At 33.8% G+C, this 18,427-nt stretch carries 24 protein-coding genes and 3 pseudogenes; 17 read left to right on the top strand and 10 right to left on the bottom strand.

What is annotated here, in order from left to right:
- Positions 1 to 202: 202 nt before the first annotated feature.
- From KFD70_RS00595 to KFD70_RS00575, 5 genes are all read left to right on the top strand, one after another.
- Positions 203 to 1,594 (top strand): sigma-54 interaction domain-containing protein, encoded by a 1,392-nt coding sequence (locus KFD70_RS00595; protein ID WP_336452546.1) that lies wholly within the window; start codon positions 203 to 205, stop codon positions 1,592 to 1,594.
- Positions 1,595 to 1,805: 211 nt separating this feature from the next.
- Entirely contained in the window at positions 1,806 to 3,224 is a 1,419-nt protein-coding gene (kamA, locus tag KFD70_RS00590) for a lysine 2,3-aminomutase (protein ID WP_336452545.1), read from the top strand.
- Complete coding sequence (locus tag KFD70_RS00585) at positions 3,221 to 3,493, top strand: YokU family protein (protein WP_336452544.1); 273 nt, start codon at positions 3,221 to 3,223, stop codon at positions 3,491 to 3,493. The genes kamA and KFD70_RS00585 overlap by 4 nt, the downstream gene beginning before the upstream one ends.
- Positions 3,494 to 3,565: 72 nt before the next feature.
- A complete protein-coding gene (locus KFD70_RS00580; RefSeq protein ID WP_336452543.1) occupies positions 3,566 to 3,781 on the top strand; it encodes a YozE family protein in 216 nt (71 codons plus the stop codon).
- A gap of 164 nt (positions 3,782 to 3,945) precedes the next feature.
- Positions 3,946 to 4,608, top strand: a complete 663-nt coding sequence (locus tag KFD70_RS00575; protein ID WP_336452542.1) for a hypothetical protein — start codon at positions 3,946 to 3,948, stop codon at positions 4,606 to 4,608.
- Here the strand turns inward: KFD70_RS00575 and KFD70_RS00570 are convergent, their stop codons facing one another.
- Positions 4,609 to 4,764 (bottom strand): DUF3930 family protein, encoded by a 156-nt coding sequence (locus KFD70_RS00570; protein ID WP_336452541.1) that lies wholly within the window; start codon positions 4,762 to 4,764, stop codon positions 4,609 to 4,611. It abuts the gene before it with no gap.
- Positions 4,765 to 4,922: 158 nt separating this feature from the next.
- Between KFD70_RS00570 and KFD70_RS00565 the strand changes: the two genes are divergently transcribed.
- The 5 genes from KFD70_RS00565 to KFD70_RS00545 all read left to right on the top strand — a co-directional run bounded on the left by KFD70_RS00565 (position 4,923) and on the right by KFD70_RS00545 (position 7,695).
- Positions 4,923 to 5,102 (top strand): YozD family protein, encoded by a 180-nt coding sequence (locus KFD70_RS00565; RefSeq protein ID WP_003197525.1) that lies wholly within the window; start codon positions 4,923 to 4,925, stop codon positions 5,100 to 5,102.
- Positions 5,103 to 5,226: 124 nt separating this feature from the next.
- Positions 5,227 to 5,418 (top strand): hypothetical protein, encoded by a 192-nt coding sequence (locus KFD70_RS00560; protein WP_241818440.1) that lies wholly within the window; start codon positions 5,227 to 5,229, stop codon positions 5,416 to 5,418.
- On the top strand, positions 5,418 to 6,239 hold the full coding sequence (locus KFD70_RS00555) for a serine/threonine protein kinase (protein ID WP_336452540.1): 822 nt from the start codon (positions 5,418 to 5,420) through the stop codon (positions 6,237 to 6,239). The genes KFD70_RS00560 and KFD70_RS00555 overlap by 1 nt, the downstream gene beginning before the upstream one ends.
- Positions 6,221 to 6,979 (top strand): sporulation protein, encoded by a 759-nt coding sequence (locus KFD70_RS00550; RefSeq protein ID WP_336452539.1) that lies wholly within the window; start codon positions 6,221 to 6,223, stop codon positions 6,977 to 6,979. The genes KFD70_RS00555 and KFD70_RS00550 overlap by 19 nt, the downstream gene beginning before the upstream one ends.
- A gap of 80 nt (positions 6,980 to 7,059) precedes the next feature.
- Positions 7,060 to 7,695, top strand: a complete 636-nt coding sequence (locus KFD70_RS00545; protein WP_336452538.1) for a phosphatase PAP2 family protein — start codon at positions 7,060 to 7,062, stop codon at positions 7,693 to 7,695.
- On the opposite strand, the gene KFD70_RS00540 is transcribed toward KFD70_RS00545, so the two are convergent.
- A complete protein-coding gene (locus KFD70_RS00540) occupies positions 7,682 to 8,563 on the bottom strand; it encodes a cation diffusion facilitator family transporter (protein ID WP_336452537.1) in 882 nt (293 codons plus the stop codon). The two genes, KFD70_RS00545 and KFD70_RS00540, sit on opposite strands and share 14 nt — an antisense overlap.
- 217 nt (positions 8,564 to 8,780) lie before the next feature.
- Between KFD70_RS00540 and KFD70_RS00535 the strand changes: the two genes are divergently transcribed.
- Positions 8,781 to 9,197: a YhfM domain-containing protein gene (locus KFD70_RS00535; RefSeq protein ID WP_336452536.1), complete on the top strand. Its 417-nt coding sequence runs from the start codon at positions 8,781 to 8,783 to the stop codon at positions 9,195 to 9,197.
- 45 nt (positions 9,198 to 9,242) lie between these two features.
- On the opposite strand, the gene KFD70_RS00530 is transcribed toward KFD70_RS00535, so the two are convergent.
- Together KFD70_RS00530 and KFD70_RS00525 are read right to left on the bottom strand one after the other, a co-directional pair.
- Positions 9,243 to 9,557, bottom strand: a complete 315-nt coding sequence (locus KFD70_RS00530; protein ID WP_174100783.1) for a thioredoxin family protein — start codon at positions 9,555 to 9,557, stop codon at positions 9,243 to 9,245.
- 82 nt (positions 9,558 to 9,639) lie between these two features.
- Positions 9,640 to 10,047, bottom strand: a pseudogene (locus KFD70_RS00525) (tyrosine-type recombinase/integrase).
- Here KFD70_RS00525 and KFD70_RS00520 point away from each other — a divergent pair.
- The gene (locus KFD70_RS00520; RefSeq protein ID WP_336452646.1) at positions 9,948 to 10,250 is read left to right on the top strand and encodes an EamA family transporter; all 303 of its coding nucleotides are present in this window, start codon (positions 9,948 to 9,950) and stop codon (positions 10,248 to 10,250) included. The pseudogene KFD70_RS00525 and the gene KFD70_RS00520 sit on opposite strands and share 100 nt — an antisense overlap.
- Before the next feature lie 147 nt (positions 10,251 to 10,397).
- On the opposite strand, the pseudogene KFD70_RS00515 reads toward KFD70_RS00520, so the two are convergent.
- The 3 genes and pseudogenes from KFD70_RS00515 to KFD70_RS00505 all read right to left on the bottom strand — a co-directional run.
- Positions 10,398 to 10,778 (bottom strand): annotated as a pseudogene (locus KFD70_RS00515) (MBL fold metallo-hydrolase); the annotation flags it as partial.
- 81 nt (positions 10,779 to 10,859) lie between these two features.
- Complete coding sequence (locus KFD70_RS00510; RefSeq protein WP_336452535.1) at positions 10,860 to 11,714, bottom strand: manganese catalase family protein; 855 nt, start codon at positions 11,712 to 11,714, stop codon at positions 10,860 to 10,862.
- 193 nt (positions 11,715 to 11,907) lie between these two features.
- Positions 11,908 to 12,057, bottom strand: a pseudogene (locus KFD70_RS00505) (spore coat protein); the annotation flags it as partial.
- 235 nt (positions 12,058 to 12,292) lie between these two features.
- Here KFD70_RS00505 and KFD70_RS00500 point away from each other — a divergent pair.
- Both KFD70_RS00500 and KFD70_RS00495 read left to right on the top strand, forming a co-directional pair.
- Positions 12,293 to 12,505 carry an alpha/beta-type small acid-soluble spore protein gene (locus tag KFD70_RS00500; protein WP_016131582.1) on the top strand — a complete coding sequence of 71 codons (213 nt, stop codon included), beginning with the start codon at positions 12,293 to 12,295 and terminating at the stop codon, positions 12,503 to 12,505.
- Positions 12,506 to 12,849: 344 nt separating this feature from the next.
- Positions 12,850 to 13,365 (top strand): DUF3231 family protein, encoded by a 516-nt coding sequence (locus KFD70_RS00495; protein ID WP_336452534.1) that lies wholly within the window; start codon positions 12,850 to 12,852, stop codon positions 13,363 to 13,365.
- 25 nt (positions 13,366 to 13,390) lie between these two features.
- Here the strand turns inward: KFD70_RS00495 and KFD70_RS00490 are convergent, their stop codons facing one another.
- Positions 13,391 to 13,885: a YndM family protein gene (locus KFD70_RS00490; RefSeq protein ID WP_336452533.1), complete on the bottom strand. Its 495-nt coding sequence runs from the start codon at positions 13,883 to 13,885 to the stop codon at positions 13,391 to 13,393.
- Between the two features lie 280 nt (positions 13,886 to 14,165).
- On the opposite strand from KFD70_RS00490, the gene KFD70_RS00485 reads away from it, so the two are divergent.
- The 3 genes from KFD70_RS00485 to KFD70_RS00475 all read left to right on the top strand — a co-directional run bounded on the left by KFD70_RS00485 (position 14,166) and on the right by KFD70_RS00475 (position 16,193).
- On the top strand, positions 14,166 to 14,378 hold the full coding sequence (locus KFD70_RS00485) for an alpha/beta-type small acid-soluble spore protein (protein ID WP_000069657.1): 213 nt from the start codon (positions 14,166 to 14,168) through the stop codon (positions 14,376 to 14,378).
- Between the two features lie 304 nt (positions 14,379 to 14,682).
- Positions 14,683 to 14,835: a hypothetical protein gene (locus KFD70_RS00480; protein ID WP_336452532.1), complete on the top strand. Its 153-nt coding sequence runs from the start codon at positions 14,683 to 14,685 to the stop codon at positions 14,833 to 14,835.
- Between the two features lie 14 nt (positions 14,836 to 14,849).
- Positions 14,850 to 16,193: an amino acid permease gene (locus tag KFD70_RS00475; RefSeq protein ID WP_336452531.1), complete on the top strand. Its 1,344-nt coding sequence runs from the start codon at positions 14,850 to 14,852 to the stop codon at positions 16,191 to 16,193.
- 114 nt (positions 16,194 to 16,307) lie between these two features.
- On the opposite strand, the gene KFD70_RS00470 is transcribed toward KFD70_RS00475, so the two are convergent.
- On the bottom strand, positions 16,308 to 16,934 hold the full coding sequence (locus KFD70_RS00470; protein ID WP_336452530.1) for a LysE family transporter: 627 nt from the start codon (positions 16,932 to 16,934) through the stop codon (positions 16,308 to 16,310).
- Positions 16,935 to 17,175: 241 nt separating this feature from the next.
- Positions 17,176 to 17,934, bottom strand: a complete 759-nt coding sequence (locus KFD70_RS00465; RefSeq protein WP_336452529.1) for a YqcI/YcgG family protein — start codon at positions 17,932 to 17,934, stop codon at positions 17,176 to 17,178.
- Between the last annotated feature and the right edge of the window lie 493 nt (positions 17,935 to 18,427).

Genomic DNA, 18,427 nt, shown 5'->3' with positions numbered 1-18,427 from the left:
GGACCGCGCTTGCTGTGAGCGAATTATCAGTGAAGGATAGAGAAATCCTTCACTGATTTGAGTTTTATTGTAGCACTTGTAAGTGAGAAATAAATAATATGAAATAAATAAAAAAGTAGAACGGAATCGTAATGCTTATAATCGCACATAGGGGTGCCGGAAAACTAGCATATAAATCGCTGGATTTTTGGCAAGAGGGGGGATGACATTGCTGGCAGTTTCGACACAAGAAGTCATTGAGGCGATTTTGGGCAGTATTGATGAGGCAATTCACGCGGTGGATGAAAATGGTATTACAATTTTTTATAATACTGTTGCTGCAAAACATGATGGATCAAAGATTGAGAATGTACTAGGAAAGCACTTATTAGAAGCGTTCCCATCTTTATCGAGGGAAACGAGTACACTTATGAAAGTTTTAGATACGAAAAAGCCAATTTTGCATCAAGTACAGCGGTATCAAAATTTAAATGGAGAAGATGTCTGTACTGTAAATACTACATTACCTATTTTTATAGAAGATAAAATTGCAGGTGCTGTTGAGATCGCAAAAGATTACTCGACAGTTCAAAAGTTAACCGATACCATTGTCGATTTACAATCGAAAATGAAACGATCCTCTCGGAAAAAGGTAACAAAAAAGCACGTTGCTTTTAATACAATTGTGACAGAAGATTCTCGCTTTAAACAAACGAAAGACTTGGCACAAAAGGTGGCCCCAACAGATGCAAATGTTTTAATTTACGGGGAGACAGGGACTGGAAAAGAATTATTTGTTCAAGCGATTCATGAGGCTTCGAAACGGAAAAATAAACCGTTTATTGCCCAAAACTGTGCAGCTCTTCCTGAATCTCTTTTAGAAAGTTTATTATTTGGGACGACAAAAGGTAGCTATACAGGGGCAATTGAACGTGCGGGGTTATTTGAACTTGCAGATGGAGGGACATTATTTTTAGATGAATTAAATTCGATGCCCCTTGATCTGCAGGCAAAAATGCTTCGAGCATTAGAAGATGGAGTGATTCGTCGCATAGGGGATAGTAAGACGAGAAAAGTCGATGTTCGCGTCATTACGGCGATGAATCAACCTCCAGAAGTATGTTTACGTGAAAATAAAATTCGGACTGATTTATATTATCGTTTAAATGTATTTTCGTTATATATTCCACCGCTTCGGGAGCGAAAAGAAGATGTATTATTGTTAGCGTCTTACTTTTTAAGAGACTATAACAAAGAATATAAAAAACAGGTGCTCCATATGGATCATGAGACGAAAGAAAGATTACTAGCGTATCATTGGCCTGGGAATGTAAGAGAGTTAAAACATACTATGGAACACGCTGTAATTATTGCCGAAGGAAGTTCCTTAACGGTTAGTTGTTTACCACGAACATTTCGAAAAGAAATAGATTCGAAGAAAAAGAAGAAATGTATCCTCCCTTTACGTGAGGCGCTTCATCAAACAGAAAAAGAATTAATTGATCAAGCATTAACGGAAACGGATGGGAATATTTTGCAAGCTGCTAAATTACTAGGTATTCCAAGACAAACATTGCAATATAAATTAAATAAGTATGACAAAACCGCCGAATAATCGGCGGTTTTTGTGTGTTTGCACCAATAAAAGAGCGTTTACATATACAGAAAGTAATGAATATTATGTTGAATAAAGCACCATTTAAAATAAGAAAAAATATTTTTCCTCATATATAATAGGATATCTTTCTTCACTGCTTATTGAAAATGTAAAGTTGGCATAATTATTGCTTATATAAATGGTGAGCGTAAAAAAAGGGGGAATAGCAATGTTACATGATGTATACAAACCAAATCGACACTGGAAAGATATCGAATTATGGAAAGATGTTACAGAAGAGCAATGGAATGATTGGGTTTGGCAATTAACGAATACGATCAAAACGTTAGATGATTTAAAGAAAGTCATTAATTTGACACCAGAAGAAGAAGAAGGTGTAAAAATTTCAACGAAGACGATTCCGTTAAATATTACACCGTACTATGCTTCTCTTATGAATCCTGATGATCCGCGCTGTCCGATTCGGATGCAATCAGTACCGATTTCGGAAGAATTATATAAAACAAAATATGATTTAGAAGATCCACTTCATGAAGATGAAGATTCGCCAGTTCCAGGCTTAACACATCGTTACCCAGATCGCGTTTTATTTCTAGTAACAAATCAATGTTCTATGTATTGTCGTTATTGTACACGTCGTCGTTTTAGTGGACAAATTGGAATGGGTGTTCCGAAAAAACAACTAGATGATGCAATTGCTTATATCCGTGAAACGCCACAAGTACGTGATGTTTTAATCTCTGGTGGTGATGGTCTTCTTATTAATGATAAAATTTTAGAATACGTATTAAAGAATTTACGAGCAATCCCTCATGTGGAAATTATTCGTATCGGAACGAGAGCACCAGTTGTGTTTCCACAACGTATTACAGAAAATCTATGTAATATTATTAAAAAATATCACCCAGTATGGCTAAATACACATTTTAATACTTCTATTGAAATTACAGAAGAGTCAAAACTAGCGTGTGAAATGCTTGCAAATGCAGGTGTTCCAGTAGGGAACCAAGCAGTTATTTTAGCTGGAATTAATGACAGTGTACCAATCATGAAAAAGCTGATGCACGATTTAGTGAAAATTCGTGTTCGTCCATATTATATCTATCAGTGTGATTTATCAGAAGGTATTGGACACTTCCGTGCTCCAGTTTCTAAAGGGTTAGAAATTATTGAGGGACTACGTGGACATACTTCTGGTTACGCGGTTCCAACGTTCGTTGTCGATGCGCCAGGTGGAGGCGGGAAAATTGCCCTTCAGCCAAACTATTTAATCTCACAAAGTGCGGATAAAGTGGTACTTCGTAACTTTGAAGGGGTTATTACAACGTATCCAGAACCAGAAAATTATGTACCAGGGAGAGCGGAAGGCTACTTTAAAGAAATCTACCCAACTTATGAAGAGAAGCGTTCAGATATTGGCGTGGCTGGATTGATGAGTGATAAGAAATTCAATCTTGTTCCGGATGACCTGCAGCGCATGAATCGCCGCAAAGATTATGAAACAAATGAAGAACATGCCTCCTTAAAAGATAAACGTGATAAGCGTGATCAGTTAAAAGATAAAAAATATCAAGCGCAAATGGCGAAATTAGAAGAAAATAAAAAAGCTGAGGGTGACGCAGTATGAATTGTATGTGGTGTGACAGTACAGAAGCGCAAGAAAGTCTGAATACTGTATATTGGGAATTGCCAGATGGTACAAAAGCCATTGAAATTCAAAAGACACCATGTATTTCTTGTTCATCATGCGGAATGGACTATCAACCTGATCATATTGTAAAAGAAATAGAAGATCAATTGTTTTTAATTTATACAAAAGATCTACCTAAACAACTAACATATGAAGAACTAATGGAACGCCCACGTTTACTAAAGAGAAATTATTTTGACTTTTAACCAGCGATTATGCTGGTTTTTTTCTTTTCTCCCTTGTATAATGTACCCAAGTTAGAAAGGTAGGGAATATGTTTGAAAAAGTCATTTTATCACTATATGATGAAGCACCGTGCGTCTTTAATTAATAATGAAGTATCGAATTTAGCTGAAGCTATGTATGATGATTTAAGTTTTCCAAAGCACTCAGAAGATTACGATGAAATTAGTTCATACTTAGAATTAAGTGGACTACTAGGTAGTATGTCTATTTTTGATGAGGCGTGGGAGTTATACATACAGGAAAGATAAAAATAGTAATCAAATAAAATATATCAATATTGGTACATCACTTTATAAAAAGTGATGTATTTTTTATTGAAAATTTTTTTGAATATAAGCTTATGTGGTAAGCGTTTTTTCATCGTTTGCATATACTGGTATCAAAATCACGACTTTAAAAAGGAGAGAGATAAATGGCACGAAAAAAACAACCTAAATACAATGTGGGAGACATAGTCGTGATTACGCTATATGGAACCGTTGGTAAAATCACAAATATGAAAATATTAGATGGTGTTTATGTATATGAAGTAAATAATCATGATGGATATTATGTGGAACAAACACTTCAACATGTCACGGAACAAGAAATGAAAAAAGGTGAAACAGAATGGATTGAATTGCGCTATCGTTTTACGTTCGGTGACCTAGTGCAAGTTACGGGATATGATAAAGATGTTTTTCGTATCGTTGGGTTTCGGACAGAAGTGTGGCGTTATAAAAATGATGCTTGGGAAGATACAATATATGAATTATCAAGAATTACGGATGGTGAGTGGTTAGAGGCTGATGAATCAGATTTAACCTTGCTTGCGAATGCGCAAACTGCTAACGCGATTTTGAAAAAACTAAAACAAGATAAAGCAGGTATGAATAAATTAGATTTAGGAAAATTGAAATCAATAAACAACTCCAAAAAGGTGAGTATTAAAACAAGCAGACAAGAAATTATTGATGGATTATTAGACATTTATAATGACTATCAATTATTATATGAAACATTTCAAGATGAAGAATATAAAATTGTTATGGATGTTGTCCATAATTATTTAGTTAAATTAACAGAGAAAAAATAGCTAGAAAGTTAGCAGGAACTGAACAAAAATATATGCTGTGTAAGGTATACCTACAATTGTTAAAAAAATAATAAGTGCTTTGATAACAGAGTCTGCCCATTTATCTTCATGCATGAACTCTTCTTTTCTTTGTTCTTCTTTATATTGGTATTCCATTTTTATTTCCCCCTTCAAATAGCTTGTACTACATCGTATGCTTTGAGCTGAATTGATATGACAGACAAGCATGATATAGAAAAGAAAATCTATTTTTCTAATCTTGTATACATAATTTTGAAATTTCTTCATAAAACAGAAATAAAGGAGTGATGCTCATGAAGGAAATTGAAGTCGTAATTGATACGGAAGAAATTGCGGAGTTTTTTTATGAGCAACTAATTGAGAGAGGGTATGTGCCAAAGCGAGAAGAGATTGAAGATCTCGCTGATATTACATTTGAGTATTTACTAGAAAAATGTATGATTGATGAAGTGTTTGATGAGGATGAAGGATGAGAGTAACGACGGGACCTACTCGTCGTTTTTTACACTTCAAAATTCTTTCTTTACAAACTTGTCACAAACATAAAGGATTATTATTGGTATAATAAAAAGAAAATTTGAAACAAGAGGTGAAGGGATGTTCAAAAAAATTATTGATTCTTTACTAGGAAAGAAGAGTAGATATCGTTCCTATTCAAGTAGTGATTATCGTCATAGAGGTCGCTCGTATTCAAGTAGCGATTATAACAGGAGAAGAAATTCTCATGGTTATGGACATCAGCACTATAAAAGAAAACGTAAAAGCCGTAGTTTCTTTTCCAGTAGTTGATGAAGTGGCGTGACATACTTGCTTGGTTTGATAGACCGCTGCGCACTGATACAATTGTTACGCAGCGCTATAAAATTGAATCAGTAATTGGAATGGGCAGCTATGGCTTTACATATATCGTTTATGATTTGCAAACGAAAGAAAAAAAGGTTTTGAAACAATTAAGACAAAGTAAGCAAAGGTATATGTCGGGTAGAATGTCATTTGCACAGGAACAAGCAATTTTAAAACAGTTAGATCATCCGGCAATACCGAGCTTATATGATAGTTTCATATGGAAAAAACAGCCGTTTTTTATAATGGAGTACATGCCAGGTGATAATTTCGAAGACTTCATTTTCAGAGATGGACATGTATATGAAGAACATGAGGTTTTTCATATTTTATATAAGGTACTCGAGCTTGTTTCTTATTTTCATAGTAAAGGTATTATTCATCGAGACTTACGAACTCCCAACATTTTAATGGAAGAGGGGCAGATTAGTATTATCGATTTTGGATTAGCTAGATTTATAGAAGAAATCGATGAGCGGGCATCGACCTATAAAGGAGAACAAGCCTATATGCGGGAAGTTCACTATCGGAGTGATTTTTATGCACTAGGTCACTTTACATTATTTTTATTATATTCTGGTTATGAGTCTACTACAAAAGAAGAAAGACCATGGTATGAAGAGTTACAGCTAGCGAAAGAAAACCGTGAAATTATTATGCGAATGCTACGGATGCAGACTCCATATTATGAGAATGTACAAGATGTTAGAAAAGATGTACGCCATGCATTAGAAAGGATGGGGGATACATGTTTCAAAAGTTTTTAGCAAGTGTTGGAATAGGAAGTGCGAAAGTCGATACAGTTCTTGAGAAAGAAGAATATTTAGTAGGAGAAGAAATTGTAGGTGTGGTTCATATTACAGGTGGATCAGTTGGTCAACAAATTGAAAGCATTTACTTAACATTAACAACGTCATATGTACGAGAAGTAGATGATAAAAAAGTAAGCGCTACATTTGATTTAGAGCGAGTACGTTTAACTGATCCTATTACGATATCTCCAAATGAAAAAGTAGAAATTCCGTTTTCATTCCCGATGCCAATTGAAGCGCCGCTTACTTTTGGAATGAAAACGGTTTGGGTTCATACAGGTCTTGATATTAAGCGGAGTATTGATCCGAGTGATCGCGATTACATTCAGGTGTTGCCGAATGCATTATTAAATAGTGTGTTAGATAATGTAAAGCAACTAGGATTTAGGCTTCGTCAAGCAGAGTGTGAAGAGCTGCCACGTTATTTGCGTACGAATATTCCATTCGCACAAGAATTTGAATTTGTGCCAGTTTCAGAGGAATATTATGGAAAATTAGATGAATTGGAATTATTAATTTTACCACGTGCGCATGATCGATTGGATATCGTTATGGAAGTAGACAGAAAAGCTCGCGGATTAGCAGGGTTATTTTCAGAAGCGTTAGACTTAGATGAGAGAGTCGTTCGTTTTACTGTAACGCGTGAAGATATTCCGGCTATGCAGCAAAAAATTAACAGTTATATTTCTTCATAAATAATGCATAAAAAAAGAAATGGAGAGGGAAACTAAAACAACCGCTCCATTTTTTATTTTTGTATTGTGAGGTTATGTATGTGAAACGATATCGACATGTATACTTGTTAAGCTTATTACTTATTTGTTTTGTCGGATTATCACTTTCGTATCATACCGCTTGTGTTGAGAAATTTGATGATGTTGTTACCGAATTTATCCAAAGTTTTCGGAACGATTATTTGACAGCTTATTTCACTTGGATGTCTTATATTGGTTCGAAAAAAATATATTTCCCGTTATTAATCATAGTTGTAATGTACTTTCTCATTCGGAAAAGGTTGTTAGGTGCGTTATTTTTAATCATCAATTATTATGGATCTCGTCACCTTAACAGCCTTCTAAAATTATGGTACGAACGACCAAGACCAGATGTCACGCAGCTTGTTACAGCTACAGGATATAGTTTTCCGAGCGGACACACGATGAATGCTACAGCATTTCTAGGGTTTATCGCTTATGTAACAATCACGGAACATCGTATTACATTGCATAGAAAGTTATTGATTATTTTTATTACATGTTTCGTGATATTCTCTATTTCTGTTAGCCGCGTATATCTCGGGGTCCATTATCCATCCGATATATTAGCAGGCTGGGCAGCGGGTGGAAGTTGGCTTGTTTTATGTATTATGTTCCATCAAGTATTCATCAAAAAAGAACCTATGTCATCATAGGTTCTTTTTGCGTAGGCTCAACATGAATATGAGTGTGCAAAATTCCAAATTTTTGTTCTAATGTTTCTTCAATTTTATCAGTAATATGATGACTTTTACTCACGTCCATATGAGCATCTACTTCAATTGTAATATCCACATACGTTTGATTCCCATACATACGTGCACGAATATCAACAATATGTTCCACACCAGAAACAAGCTTAACAGCTTGTGAGTATTCCTCCATTTTATCTGGATCAATGCCATCGGTTAACATATGAGAAGCTTCCACAAAGATGTCCCACGCAGTTTTGCAAATGATAAAACCAACAAGTAGGGCCGCGATTGGATCGAGAATCGGCATGTGGAACTGAGAAGCAACAATACCGACAACTGTACCGATGCTAACGAGGGCATCTGATAAATTATCTTTTGCTGCGGCTTCTAGTGCTTTACTTTTTGTACGCTTTGCAATTTTATTATTATATTTGTAAACGATGTACATGACGACAGCACAAAATAAGGCAACCCAGGCTGCAAGCATATTTGGCGCGGTTTTTTGCGGATTAAAAAAGGATTGAATTGCACTTACAATAACTTCTAAACCAACCGTTGCCATAATAAAGGAAGCAACAAGTGAAGCGATTTGTTCTGCACGTGAATGACCATACGGATGATCTGGATCACGAGGCTTTCGAGAAATTTTTAAACCGATTAATACAGCTAAAGAAGCGCCAATATCTGTTAAATTATTTAAACCGTCCGCACGTAATGCACTGGAAAGAGCAATATAGCTAATTACGATTTTCAGTGATGACAAAAATATGTAGGCGATAATGCTGACAATAGCTCCTTTATCAGCTTCTTTATTAGAAAGTGAATTCATAACGATCACTCACCTTTCTGTTAGGAATTTCTTTCTAGTAATAGAGTATCAAACGAAACTCGTGTGGGTCTATACAAACATTGTTGACGTTTTATAGCTTTTTAAGTAGGGGGTAACAAAGTTTCGTGAAGGAAAAATATGTTACGAAGTACAAAGTGAGGAAAGGTGAAATTTTCATGAGGTTTCCTTTACAATATAAGGAAGGGGGAGGAGTGAGATGCACAAACTATTATCTTGTTTCATATTGGTGCTAATTATTTTGGGTAGTACTGGATGTGAGTTGCCTCGTGAAGAAAATGTAAAAAATCAAGACATTTCTAAGCTATCGATATCTGTTTCGAAAGGATTTTGCGGTTTAAACGAAGATTATTTTATGAATATTGAAGACACAGAAAAAATAGAGAGGATTCGTAATCTGCTAAATGACGTAAAAAAACAAAAAAGAAGTGATGAAAAGCCACAATACGATTTGTTGATTACATATCAAAATGGAGATACACATGGAATCCATCTATACCTTGGAGGCGCAGGAGAGAAAAGTGTCATCATGTATATCGGTCATGAGGAAACCGCATATTACACTTCTGAAGAAATGACTAAGCAATTGCGAAAGATAATCATTAAAAAAGACTAAAAAAATACCTCTGAAAAAATATATCTCAGAGGCACTTTTTCTATTTTAGTATGCTTCTAAAAACTCAGTAACTTGTTCTTCTGTTTTTGCATTTGCACTATGTAAATGACCAAGTTTTTCACCATTTTGATACACAAGTAGGCTAGGAATTCCCATTACTTGATATTCTTCCGCAATATTTGGGAACTCATCTTTATTAATAGAATACCATTCAAATTTATTGAACTCTTCCATTACATCTCCGATAAAGTTATCCATACGTACGCAATCTGGGCACCATGTTGTGAAGAACTTAACTACTACTGGCTCCTCGCTTGCGATAATGTCCTTAAATTCCTTGTCACTCTTGATTTCTTTCATGCTTTTCGCTCCCTTTACAATTGTTTTATTTTGTATTTTTTAGGTGGTAATTTCATTAAAAATCAAAACTTCTAACGAATTTTCAACGAACGGTTTTATTTCCGAACAATTCGTTTGCAAATTGATCCACCGCAGTTTCTTGAAGTCCTGGTACGACATGGGAGTAGGTGTCTAATGTGATGCCTACTCTTTTATGTCCTAATCGCTCACTTACAATCTTCGGATGTATACCTTGTTTCAACATGATAGTTGCATGGATATGTCGCAGATCATGGAATTGGATGTCAGGAACCTCACTTTTCTTTATAAGCTTTTTCTAGGGATGTGTCAAACTTCTGAGATTGCAAGGGTTTCCGTTAAAGGTAGGGCAGACTAAATCGTAGTCGTTATATTCACTTCCGTACTGTTCTTTTTCTATATTTATTCGTTCATGATGTTCTTCCAGGGTGTGTAATTTTTTATATTCAATTAACGATGATACGAAAAACATCTCCTACACGTGTAGGATTACTCTTGGGAACAGAATCCATTTTTGCTGCGTTGTTTGCCGTCATAATAGAAGATGAGCACGTAAGCTTGCTTCAATGGATTGGTGGTACTTTAATTGTTATCGCTACTTATTACGGTCGCTATTTAGAAAATTCTAGAGAAAATTGTACAACTCATAAAGCGGAATCAGCCTATCAATCCTAACTGTAATCTCACTTGATGAAGAAGATAATATAAACAATCTTGGAAGGGAATTAGAGGAATTAATTAATATATTAGGAGATTTCCTACTATAACATTGATTAAAATTTTACAAGTAAACCAGAAATCCGTATCACACAATGTTTAAAATAACTGTGTTAGATTTTGAAGTTTATGTTCTTTTAATTTGATTTCGATTAATCTTAGGGTTAATTTCGTTGCATAAATTGGTACATTCAATTGTTTTAATAGATACGGAATACCTCCAATGTGGTCTTCGTGTCCATGTGTAACGACTAAACCTCGAATTTTATCCTTATTTTCTTGCAAATATGTAATATCAGGTATTATCAAATCTATTCCTAATAAACTTTCATCTGGAAACTTAGAACCGCAATCAATAATCACAATATCATCTGAATATTGTATTGCATACATATTTTTTCCTATTTCCTTAACCCCACCTAAAGCAAAAATGGATAGTGTATTTTGTATTGTACTCAAAATGAATATCCTCCTTTTTGAAAACATCCAAGCTTATTTGAATCCATATAGAGATTTTCTAATCTAGATTCATGACCAACCATTTATAAGTGGTTGGTCATAATAATCTCAAAGCTCCATATCTTTTAGTCCCGGACTATGCTCATTTGGCATTTCAGGAAGTTCTGGTACAGGAAAACCTTTTGGTGGCTCTGTTACACTTAACGTTCCTTTGTTTCTACTTGGTGATTCACCTTGGAAGATCTCTCCGATTCTTGTTTCATCCAACCTGAAATTAAATTGAGCATTATGAAATCCCATTTCTACGTACTTTCTACACTCAGGATACTTATTGATATCATAGTTTGGTACTGGGAAAAGTTTTCCCCATTCAACGCCTAAAGTTTCTAATGCTTTCGCAAATGCATTTTGATGTGCATTATCACGCACAATTAAAAAGGCAAGTGTTTCACGAAAAGTTTGATTTGAACTCATTTCATAAATTCTTGTCTTTTGAAGTACACCAGTTGATTCAAGAACTAGGTTATCCATTAAATCACTAATTAGATTTCCATGACTGTATACCCACGATCCGTTCCATGGGTTACCAGCTGCATCTACTGGCAATGAGCTTTGAGCACCTACAATAAAATGGTGAGGATTTGCATGTTTTACCGCCTCATCAAGCGGTGCTTTATCCATACCAGCATTACCTGACGTAGACTCACCAGCTCCATTTAATAATTGATTAATTGTATTCTGAACAAGCTCTACATGACTAATTTCCTCAAGAAAAACCCCTCGAAGTAAATCACGATATTGTTTCGCTTTTCCTCTAAAATTTGAACTTTGAAAGAAATATTGCATCATTGTACGCATTTCACCAAAATGTCCGCCAAGTATTTCTTGTAAGACCTTCGCAGCAGCGGGATCTGGTTTGTCTGGTTTAATAATATTAATCAATTCTTCTTTGTAATAATACATAGAAAGTACCTCTCTTTTTTGAGATAAACAACAACTTTTATATTTCCCAAAGGCAGGGGATTTATTACTATATTGCTTTTATATTCTAATTATTTAATTACAAAAGATAATTAATAAAGAACATATCCTGCTTTCTGTAGAAAGCAGGATATGTTCTTATGTATCAGATAGAATTCCATATATTTTTTAGTTCTTAAAGAGGGTATTGTTGATTTTGTGCTACGTATAGAGCTGTTTGTGTAGTCATTAAATCTACTTGTAACTGTTCTTGTACATTAGTCGGATGATAATACCCTTTATCAATCATATATTGACTTACTTGCTTATGTGTATCAATTGCATCCTGATGAATTCAAGCAAGAGAAAAGAAGAGGAGAAGGAGGGATAACACAATCATTTCAAACAAACCTTGTGATGAAAAGATGCTAGAACAGTTCCTCTTCTTGGCTCTCTCAGCCATATTTTAAGTAGAAAAATAAAACTTATACTTCAAATTCAGGTGGAATGAAATACCATAAAAAGGAATTTATATTTTTCTATGTTTCGTAAAATATTAAAAACATAGGAGGTGATACAATATGGCAAACAATAAGAGTGGAAATCGTAATGAATTATTAGTTCAAGGTGCTGAAAGTGCACTTGATCAAATGAAATATGAAATCGCGCAAGAGTTTGGTGTACAACTTGGTGCAGATACAACAGCTCGTGCAAACGGTTCTGTTGGTGGTGAAATCACTAAACGCTTAGTAGCATTGGCTGAACAACAACTTGGTGGAGGATTTACTCGTTAACTTCATCCCAAAATAGAAAAGATTAGGGCAAGCGATATGGTTGATTATTGGAAACATAGCAGATTACAGTAGTTAGCATATACATCTTTTGTCTGTATAAAATCATGAAATAAACTCTCATAATGAATGCAGTTGTACTCAAAGATTGTTGATAATTTCAAATAATAATCTTTGAGTATTTTATTTGAAAAATTCTTTTCTAGATTACAAACATATACTTTGTGGGGAAGGTGTTTCCCATGAATCATAAAAGATCCTTTTTAGGAACAAATATACTTAAAAATTTATTTTTAATATTAAAAAGCATACTGACTATGATATTTATAAAAGGGAGGCATCTTAAAATGGGTGTATTAAGTGGAAATCCTCAAAATGAACCTTTACATTATGGAGAAGTATTTGATATTTGGAGTTATCTTCTTGCAGCACAAGGAGCAGTTGCTGGCCACCAGGTTTACATTAATCACACGGGTGATGAAGACTTAAAGAAGTTCTTAGAAAATCTAATTGAGAATGATATGACTTCTGAAATAGATGAACTAAAATCACTTCTAAAGGTAAACGGTGTAGCTTTACCACCAGCGCCTCCAGAAAGACCGGTTGCATCTATTGAAGATATTCCTCCTGGAGCACGTATCAATGATGCTGAAATTGCAGCAGCTGTTTCGGCAGGTCTTGCGGCAGGATTAGTAAATTGTAGTCAGGTAATGGGAAAATGTCTTCGAGAAGATGTAGGAATGCTTTTTGGACAATTCCATATGAAAAAAGCACAAGCTGGGGCAACTTTACTACGTCTAAGTAAGAAAAAAGGCTGGGTAGTTCCTCCGCCATTACATGTTAAAAATACTGAACAAGCTTAAAAAAAGTGGCTGAAAGCCACTTTTTTTACTTCATTTTATTCTTTATATCGTTTTCCTTTTGAATGGATCGTACTTTTTCTATCTCAGAACGGTTTAAATATTCATGTGAGATCTCCATAGCATATCTATCGTGATGCATATTAGTTGATTCTCGTGAATCATTGTTTTCATGTAAAACTGCTTTTTTCATATAAATGTGAAAAAATACTTCTATCACACCGATAAGAAGCGCCGCCCAAAATGAAGATGCGACAATATTACGAACGAAATTGTTGTCTGTAAGAAGATACGTTAACACCCAGATTCCTAAAAAACTTAACCCAAAATCTGCAATTGTAGCAACCATGTTCCCATACTTAGGTAGAACAAATAAATCTCCTATTAAATAGGCTGTCCCTGTAATTAGTAATGAAATCAGTAATATTCTAGGAATCGAAACGTCCTGGAATATACCTAAAATCATCAATAATACGGCACTAATAGCGGTATATTTAATTAATAAGGCAACAATATGTTTCATGAATGTTCCTCCTGTTTTTTAACTTTCATGTAGGAATAGTACTTTTCAATAAAAATGGGTTGCACTTTCATAAAGTACAACCCATTTTATCGTGTTCAGGAGGTTTACTCATTACATGATACTCATATGGCACGAAATTTTTTCGCTCTCCTACACAATACTATTTTGTGAAATATAAATATGAATTATGTGTTAAAACAATAAAAATTAATACCAAAAAAAGGACTATATATTTTCGAATGCTTTTTTACATATTAAAATGTGAAGGAGGTGACATAGCATGTCAAACAATAACAGTGGAAACAGCAATCAATTGTTAGTACGTGGGGCTGAACAAGCTCTTGATCAAATGAAATATGAAATCGCACAAGAATTTGGTGTGCAACTTGGTGCAGACGCAACAGCTCGTGCAAATGGATCTGTTGGTGGAGAAATTACAAAACGTCTAGTATCATTAGCTGAACAACAACTTGGCGGTGGAGTTACTCGTTAATTTTATATGTTAAATGGATATAGAGGGGAGACATACTGTCTCTCCTTTCTCATACATTTCTTTTTAAATATATAGTTAATCTTTTTGAGCGTATTAAATAAGTTCAGTAGTCTGAGCCTTATATATTTAAGATTTACAACTATAAAATGTTAGGATTTGAAAATCTGGAATTTTATTTATATATTTTATCCTTTTAACTTTCAATGCTTTAAATATTGACTTAAACAGAATTAAACTAAGTTAAATTCGAGGCTAAAAGGTAGGGAATATGTTCATATAAATCAATTCAGAAGGAGCAGAGTAAATGAAATATGAAGAGGTATTTACGGTTGAGATTTCTGTAGGCAGTGCAAGAGTAGCAAGACATGAATTAAAGGCTCATGATGTCATTGAGGTCGTTGAAAAGCTTGCTCAAAAGTATTTAAGTAATCCTGAGGGGCATTCTCATGATAAATAAAGGAGCATAATGATATGACCTGTCATGATATTAAAAAGCAAACGAAAGAAAAAAAAGATTTAAAATGGTGGCAACTCTCACTCATAGGGATAGGATGTACGATAGGTACCGGTTTTTTTTTAGGATCCAGCATAGGAATTAAAATAGGTGGATCTTCAATTATCCTTATTCTTATTTTAACCGGATTTACTACATATATTGTATTTGAGGCATTGGCAAAAATGACTGTAGATGATCCACAAAAAGGTTCTTTCCGCATTTATTCAAGAAAAGCATTTGGAAATTGGGCTGGTTTTAGTCATGGATGGACATATTGGTGCTCAGAGCTACTTATTATGGGTAGTCAGTTAAGTGCGTTAGGTATTTTTTCTCGCTACTGGTTTCCTAAAATACCACTTTGGATATTTGCTGCTATTTATGGAATAGCAGCTATATTGATTATTTTTATAGGGATTAAGGTATTTGAACATTTAGAAAAATGGATGGCTATTATAAAAATTGTAGCTATTATAGGATTTATAGTGATTGCGATTTTGGTTATTTTCGGATTTATAAGGGGTGGTTTATATAAAGCTCAATTTCCGCAAAATTTTAAAGACTGGTTTCCTAATGGACTAAAAGGCACTTGGTCGTCTCTTATATATGCATTTTATGCATTTGGGGGAATCGAAATCATGGGGCTAATGACAATAAGACTTAAAAACCCTAAAGAGGCACAAAAATCAGGAAGAGTAATGTTAATGATCTTAACGATTATCTATGTAGTTTCTCTAGGGTTGGCAATTATAATGGTTCCATTAAACCATTTTAATACGAAAGAAAGTCCTTTTGTAATAGCATTACAAGATTATGATTTACCGTATGTTCCATTTGTTTTAAATGTAGTATTAATATTAGCGGGTTTTTCGACATTAGTTGGTTCTTTATTTGCAGTGACAAGTGTATTGATTAATTTGGCTGAGGAAGGCGATGCACCTGCGATATTCGCTAAAAAACACAAGAAAAATATCTCTTTTCCGGCTTTAATTCTTATCATAATTGGGCTTGGTGCATCTATCCTTAGTGCTTTGTTACTCCCAAAAAACATATATGAATATGTAACAACTGCAGCTGGGTTGATGCTGTTATATACGTGGAGTCTAATCCTTCTTTCATTTAGGAGATTAATGAGTCCTAAAGGTTGGATGCGTATAAAAAGTATTATAGGTCTTATTATGATTACACTAGCTATAAGTGGAACATTACTTCAAAAAACAACTAGATCCGGTTTTCTAGTGAGTTTGTTGTTCTTAGGAGTGATTATTATTGTTACTATAATTGTTCATTTTGTTTCAAGAAAACAGAATAGAGTTATGTGAAATTGATTGTTAATGGTGAAGTAATCTTCAATTACAAAACAGAGATAACGGACTTTTTAACCCCTATTCAAAAGAATCTGCCTTCCCAAAATGTGAGTAGGCCCTATGTAAAATTTATTGGAAAATGATTTGGTATGTTTGAAATCCAAAATATAATCCATACATAATAAGTGATATTCCAGATATCACTGTAATAAGCGATAACATACGTACATTTAAAATTCTACGGAATATACTAGAAGTACTTGCCATAGTAATATCCCAAATAAAAATACCTAAAATGATACCAAAGCTATATAACAAAAGCTGCTCTTTATTATAGGAAGAAGCGGCTTTTGCTAATATAGAACCAAAAATTCCGAGCCAGAATAGAATTGTTAATGGATTAGATAAAGACATAAAGAAACCAGAAAAGAAACTTTTAGTAATTGAATCATCATTTTCGGTACTCCTGATACTAATTTGATTAGCACTTTTTAAACTTTCTATACCTGTATAGATTAAAACAAAAGCTCCGAAAGACCATAGGAAAAGTTTTATGATGTCTTTTTCGAGGAAATGAATTACACCTAAATAAATAAGTGCCATATACATAATATCTGCAATTAAGGCCCCTATGCCCAGAATCCAAGCATGTAAAAACCCACTTCTAATACCTTTTTCCAACTGTGCAGCATTAATAGGCCCAATTGGAGCAGATAATGATAAACCCAAGAAAACATAGCTTAAAAATATGCCCACTTATGACATGCTCCTCCCACTAAATTTCATTTATATTAAATCTATTCAGTGGTTAATATTTGTACAACTAAATAATATATGTCTTAGCATATTTTTGTTGCTGTACAAAAAAGGGGCAAGTAAATCATACATTTTTTTAAGTGAACTCAGCAAATTATTTCTGAATAGGTGTAGGAGGATTTCATATCATTAATAAACTGAATTTCATAAATTAACCTAATTAGGGTATTTATAGAATTTATTACTTATTCTTATGCAGAAATTTTATTATTCGAGAAAATGGACACTTTGATGGGATTGTCTCGTCATCACGTAAAAAATACTGCTGCCATTCATAATTATCTTTTTGGCCATAATCGTTAAGAGAAGGGTGAATAGGAGCTTTGTCATAAGCGGCCAAACGATGACGTATTAAGTTTTTTAGTTTTTGACTGCGTTTGTCAGAGTTCATAATTTCTTGTAAGACCCATCGAGGAGTTAAAGCAAGCATCATACATGGGAAGTGCCTACTTTGTCTTCTGATATGGGCGGGTGTAGCGCAATAAACAAAATATGATTCGTTATGAAAACAAAACTCCCATGTGTTTTCCATGGGGTTATTTGGAATGTGCTTAGGCCATTCCTTCTCATCCAATTTGCTAGTTTTATTAAGTATGGACCAATAAATATGTTCAAAATTTTCTACTGTAGCTTCTTCCATCAAATCTTTTGGGGTTTCAATAAAAACAATAAGAGAGGCGTATTTACCTGTGTCCTTAGAGTATTCGGTGTATTCTTTAAGTAATTTAGCTAAATTTTCGCTAGTATTGGGTCTTCTAGGATCATCAATGAATCCATATCTAAGGTGATTGGATGTAAAACCATGTTGTGCAGGGATACAAGGAAACGGTCTATTTTTATCAGTCATTTTAAGTATAAAAGAACAGAAAGCATTTTGTTGCCAATGTGGAAGATTAGTAACATCTCTTTGTAAAGAATCTTTATCGTAAAGCATATTCATTTTTTACTCCCTTCCTAAGCAATAATATATAACCTATTAATTATGAAGAAATAGGTGACTAATAAAGAAATGAAAATTATTTTATAATATATATTAATAATATAGATAGAATCTCTCAGAAATTTATTTACTCTTATTGTTGTTTCCTTGCAGTAAAAAAGTTAAGAACCAATAAAATTTGGAAATTATATAAAAAATATGAAAGTACAATGTTCACATTTATATTTTTTAACTAGTATGTTTATAACGTAATAAGAAAGGATGTATCGTTATGAAAATTTATAAGGAAGAAAAAATCAAATTTACAGATTGTAAAGGTGAGGAAATAATTTTAAAAATAAAAACTAAGGATGCAAAGGTACAGTGAAGAGCAATTAAGTATATATTGATCTAATTTAAATTCGAATATTAAGTAGTTTAATTACTTATTTAAATTAAACTCACTTTTATTTTCCATTGTAAAATAAAAGTGAGTTAGGCTAAGTTTATTTAA

It is taken from the genome of Bacillus pfraonensis (assembly GCF_050768835.1).
GTDB classification, from domain to species: domain Bacteria; phylum Bacillota; class Bacilli; order Bacillales; family Bacillaceae_G; genus Bacillus_A; species Bacillus_A pfraonensis.
Note: the sequence above shows the minus strand (reverse complement) of the source record. Positions and strands in the feature narration are given on the sequence as shown.

What these genes read in the sequence shown, in the direction of transcription:
- KFD70_RS00550 (WP_336452539.1), top strand. Translation starts at nt 6,221, where the DNA reads ATGTTTCAAAAGTTTTTAGCAAGTGTTGGAATAGGAAGTGCGAAAGTC.
- KFD70_RS00575 (WP_336452542.1), top strand. Translation starts at nt 3,946, where the DNA reads ATGGCACGAAAAAAACAACCTAAATACAATGTGGGAGACATAGTCGTG.
- KFD70_RS00595 (WP_336452546.1), top strand. Translation starts at nt 203, where the DNA reads ATGACATTGCTGGCAGTTTCGACACAAGAAGTCATTGAGGCGATTTTG.
- KFD70_RS00485 (WP_000069657.1), top strand. Translation starts at nt 14,166, where the DNA reads ATGTCAAACAATAACAGTGGAAACAGCAATCAATTGTTAGTACGTGGG.
- KFD70_RS00570 (WP_336452541.1), bottom strand. Translation starts at nt 4,764, where the DNA reads ATGGAATACCAATATAAAGAAGAACAAAGAAAAGAAGAGTTCATGCAT.
- KFD70_RS00475 (WP_336452531.1), top strand. Translation starts at nt 14,850, where the DNA reads ATGACCTGTCATGATATTAAAAAGCAAACGAAAGAAAAAAAAGATTTA.
- KFD70_RS00565 (WP_003197525.1), top strand. Translation starts at nt 4,923, where the DNA reads ATGAAGGAAATTGAAGTCGTAATTGATACGGAAGAAATTGCGGAGTTT.
- KFD70_RS00480 (WP_336452532.1), top strand. Translation starts at nt 14,683, where the DNA reads ATGAAATATGAAGAGGTATTTACGGTTGAGATTTCTGTAGGCAGTGCA.
- KFD70_RS00585 (WP_336452544.1), top strand. Translation starts at nt 3,221, where the DNA reads ATGAATTGTATGTGGTGTGACAGTACAGAAGCGCAAGAAAGTCTGAAT.
- KFD70_RS00490 (WP_336452533.1), bottom strand. Translation starts at nt 13,885, where the DNA reads ATGAAACATATTGTTGCCTTATTAATTAAATATACCGCTATTAGTGCC.
- KFD70_RS00560 (WP_241818440.1), top strand. Translation starts at nt 5,227, where the DNA reads ATGTTCAAAAAAATTATTGATTCTTTACTAGGAAAGAAGAGTAGATAT.
- KFD70_RS00540 (WP_336452537.1), bottom strand. Translation starts at nt 8,563, where the DNA reads ATGAATTCACTTTCTAATAAAGAAGCTGATAAAGGAGCTATTGTCAGC.
- KFD70_RS00555 (WP_336452540.1), top strand. Translation starts at nt 5,418, where the DNA reads ATGAAGTGGCGTGACATACTTGCTTGGTTTGATAGACCGCTGCGCACT.
- KFD70_RS00500 (WP_016131582.1), top strand. Translation starts at nt 12,293, where the DNA reads ATGGCAAACAATAAGAGTGGAAATCGTAATGAATTATTAGTTCAAGGT.
- KFD70_RS00510 (WP_336452535.1), bottom strand. Translation starts at nt 11,714, where the DNA reads ATGTATTATTACAAAGAAGAATTGATTAATATTATTAAACCAGACAAA.
- KFD70_RS00465 (WP_336452529.1), bottom strand. Translation starts at nt 17,934, where the DNA reads ATGAATATGCTTTACGATAAAGATTCTTTACAAAGAGATGTTACTAAT.
- KFD70_RS00535 (WP_336452536.1), top strand. Translation starts at nt 8,781, where the DNA reads ATGCACAAACTATTATCTTGTTTCATATTGGTGCTAATTATTTTGGGT.
- KFD70_RS00530 (WP_174100783.1), bottom strand. Translation starts at nt 9,557, where the DNA reads ATGAAAGAAATCAAGAGTGACAAGGAATTTAAGGACATTATCGCAAGC.
- KFD70_RS00495 (WP_336452534.1), top strand. Translation starts at nt 12,850, where the DNA reads ATGGGTGTATTAAGTGGAAATCCTCAAAATGAACCTTTACATTATGGA.
- kamA (WP_336452545.1), top strand. Translation starts at nt 1,806, where the DNA reads ATGTTACATGATGTATACAAACCAAATCGACACTGGAAAGATATCGAA.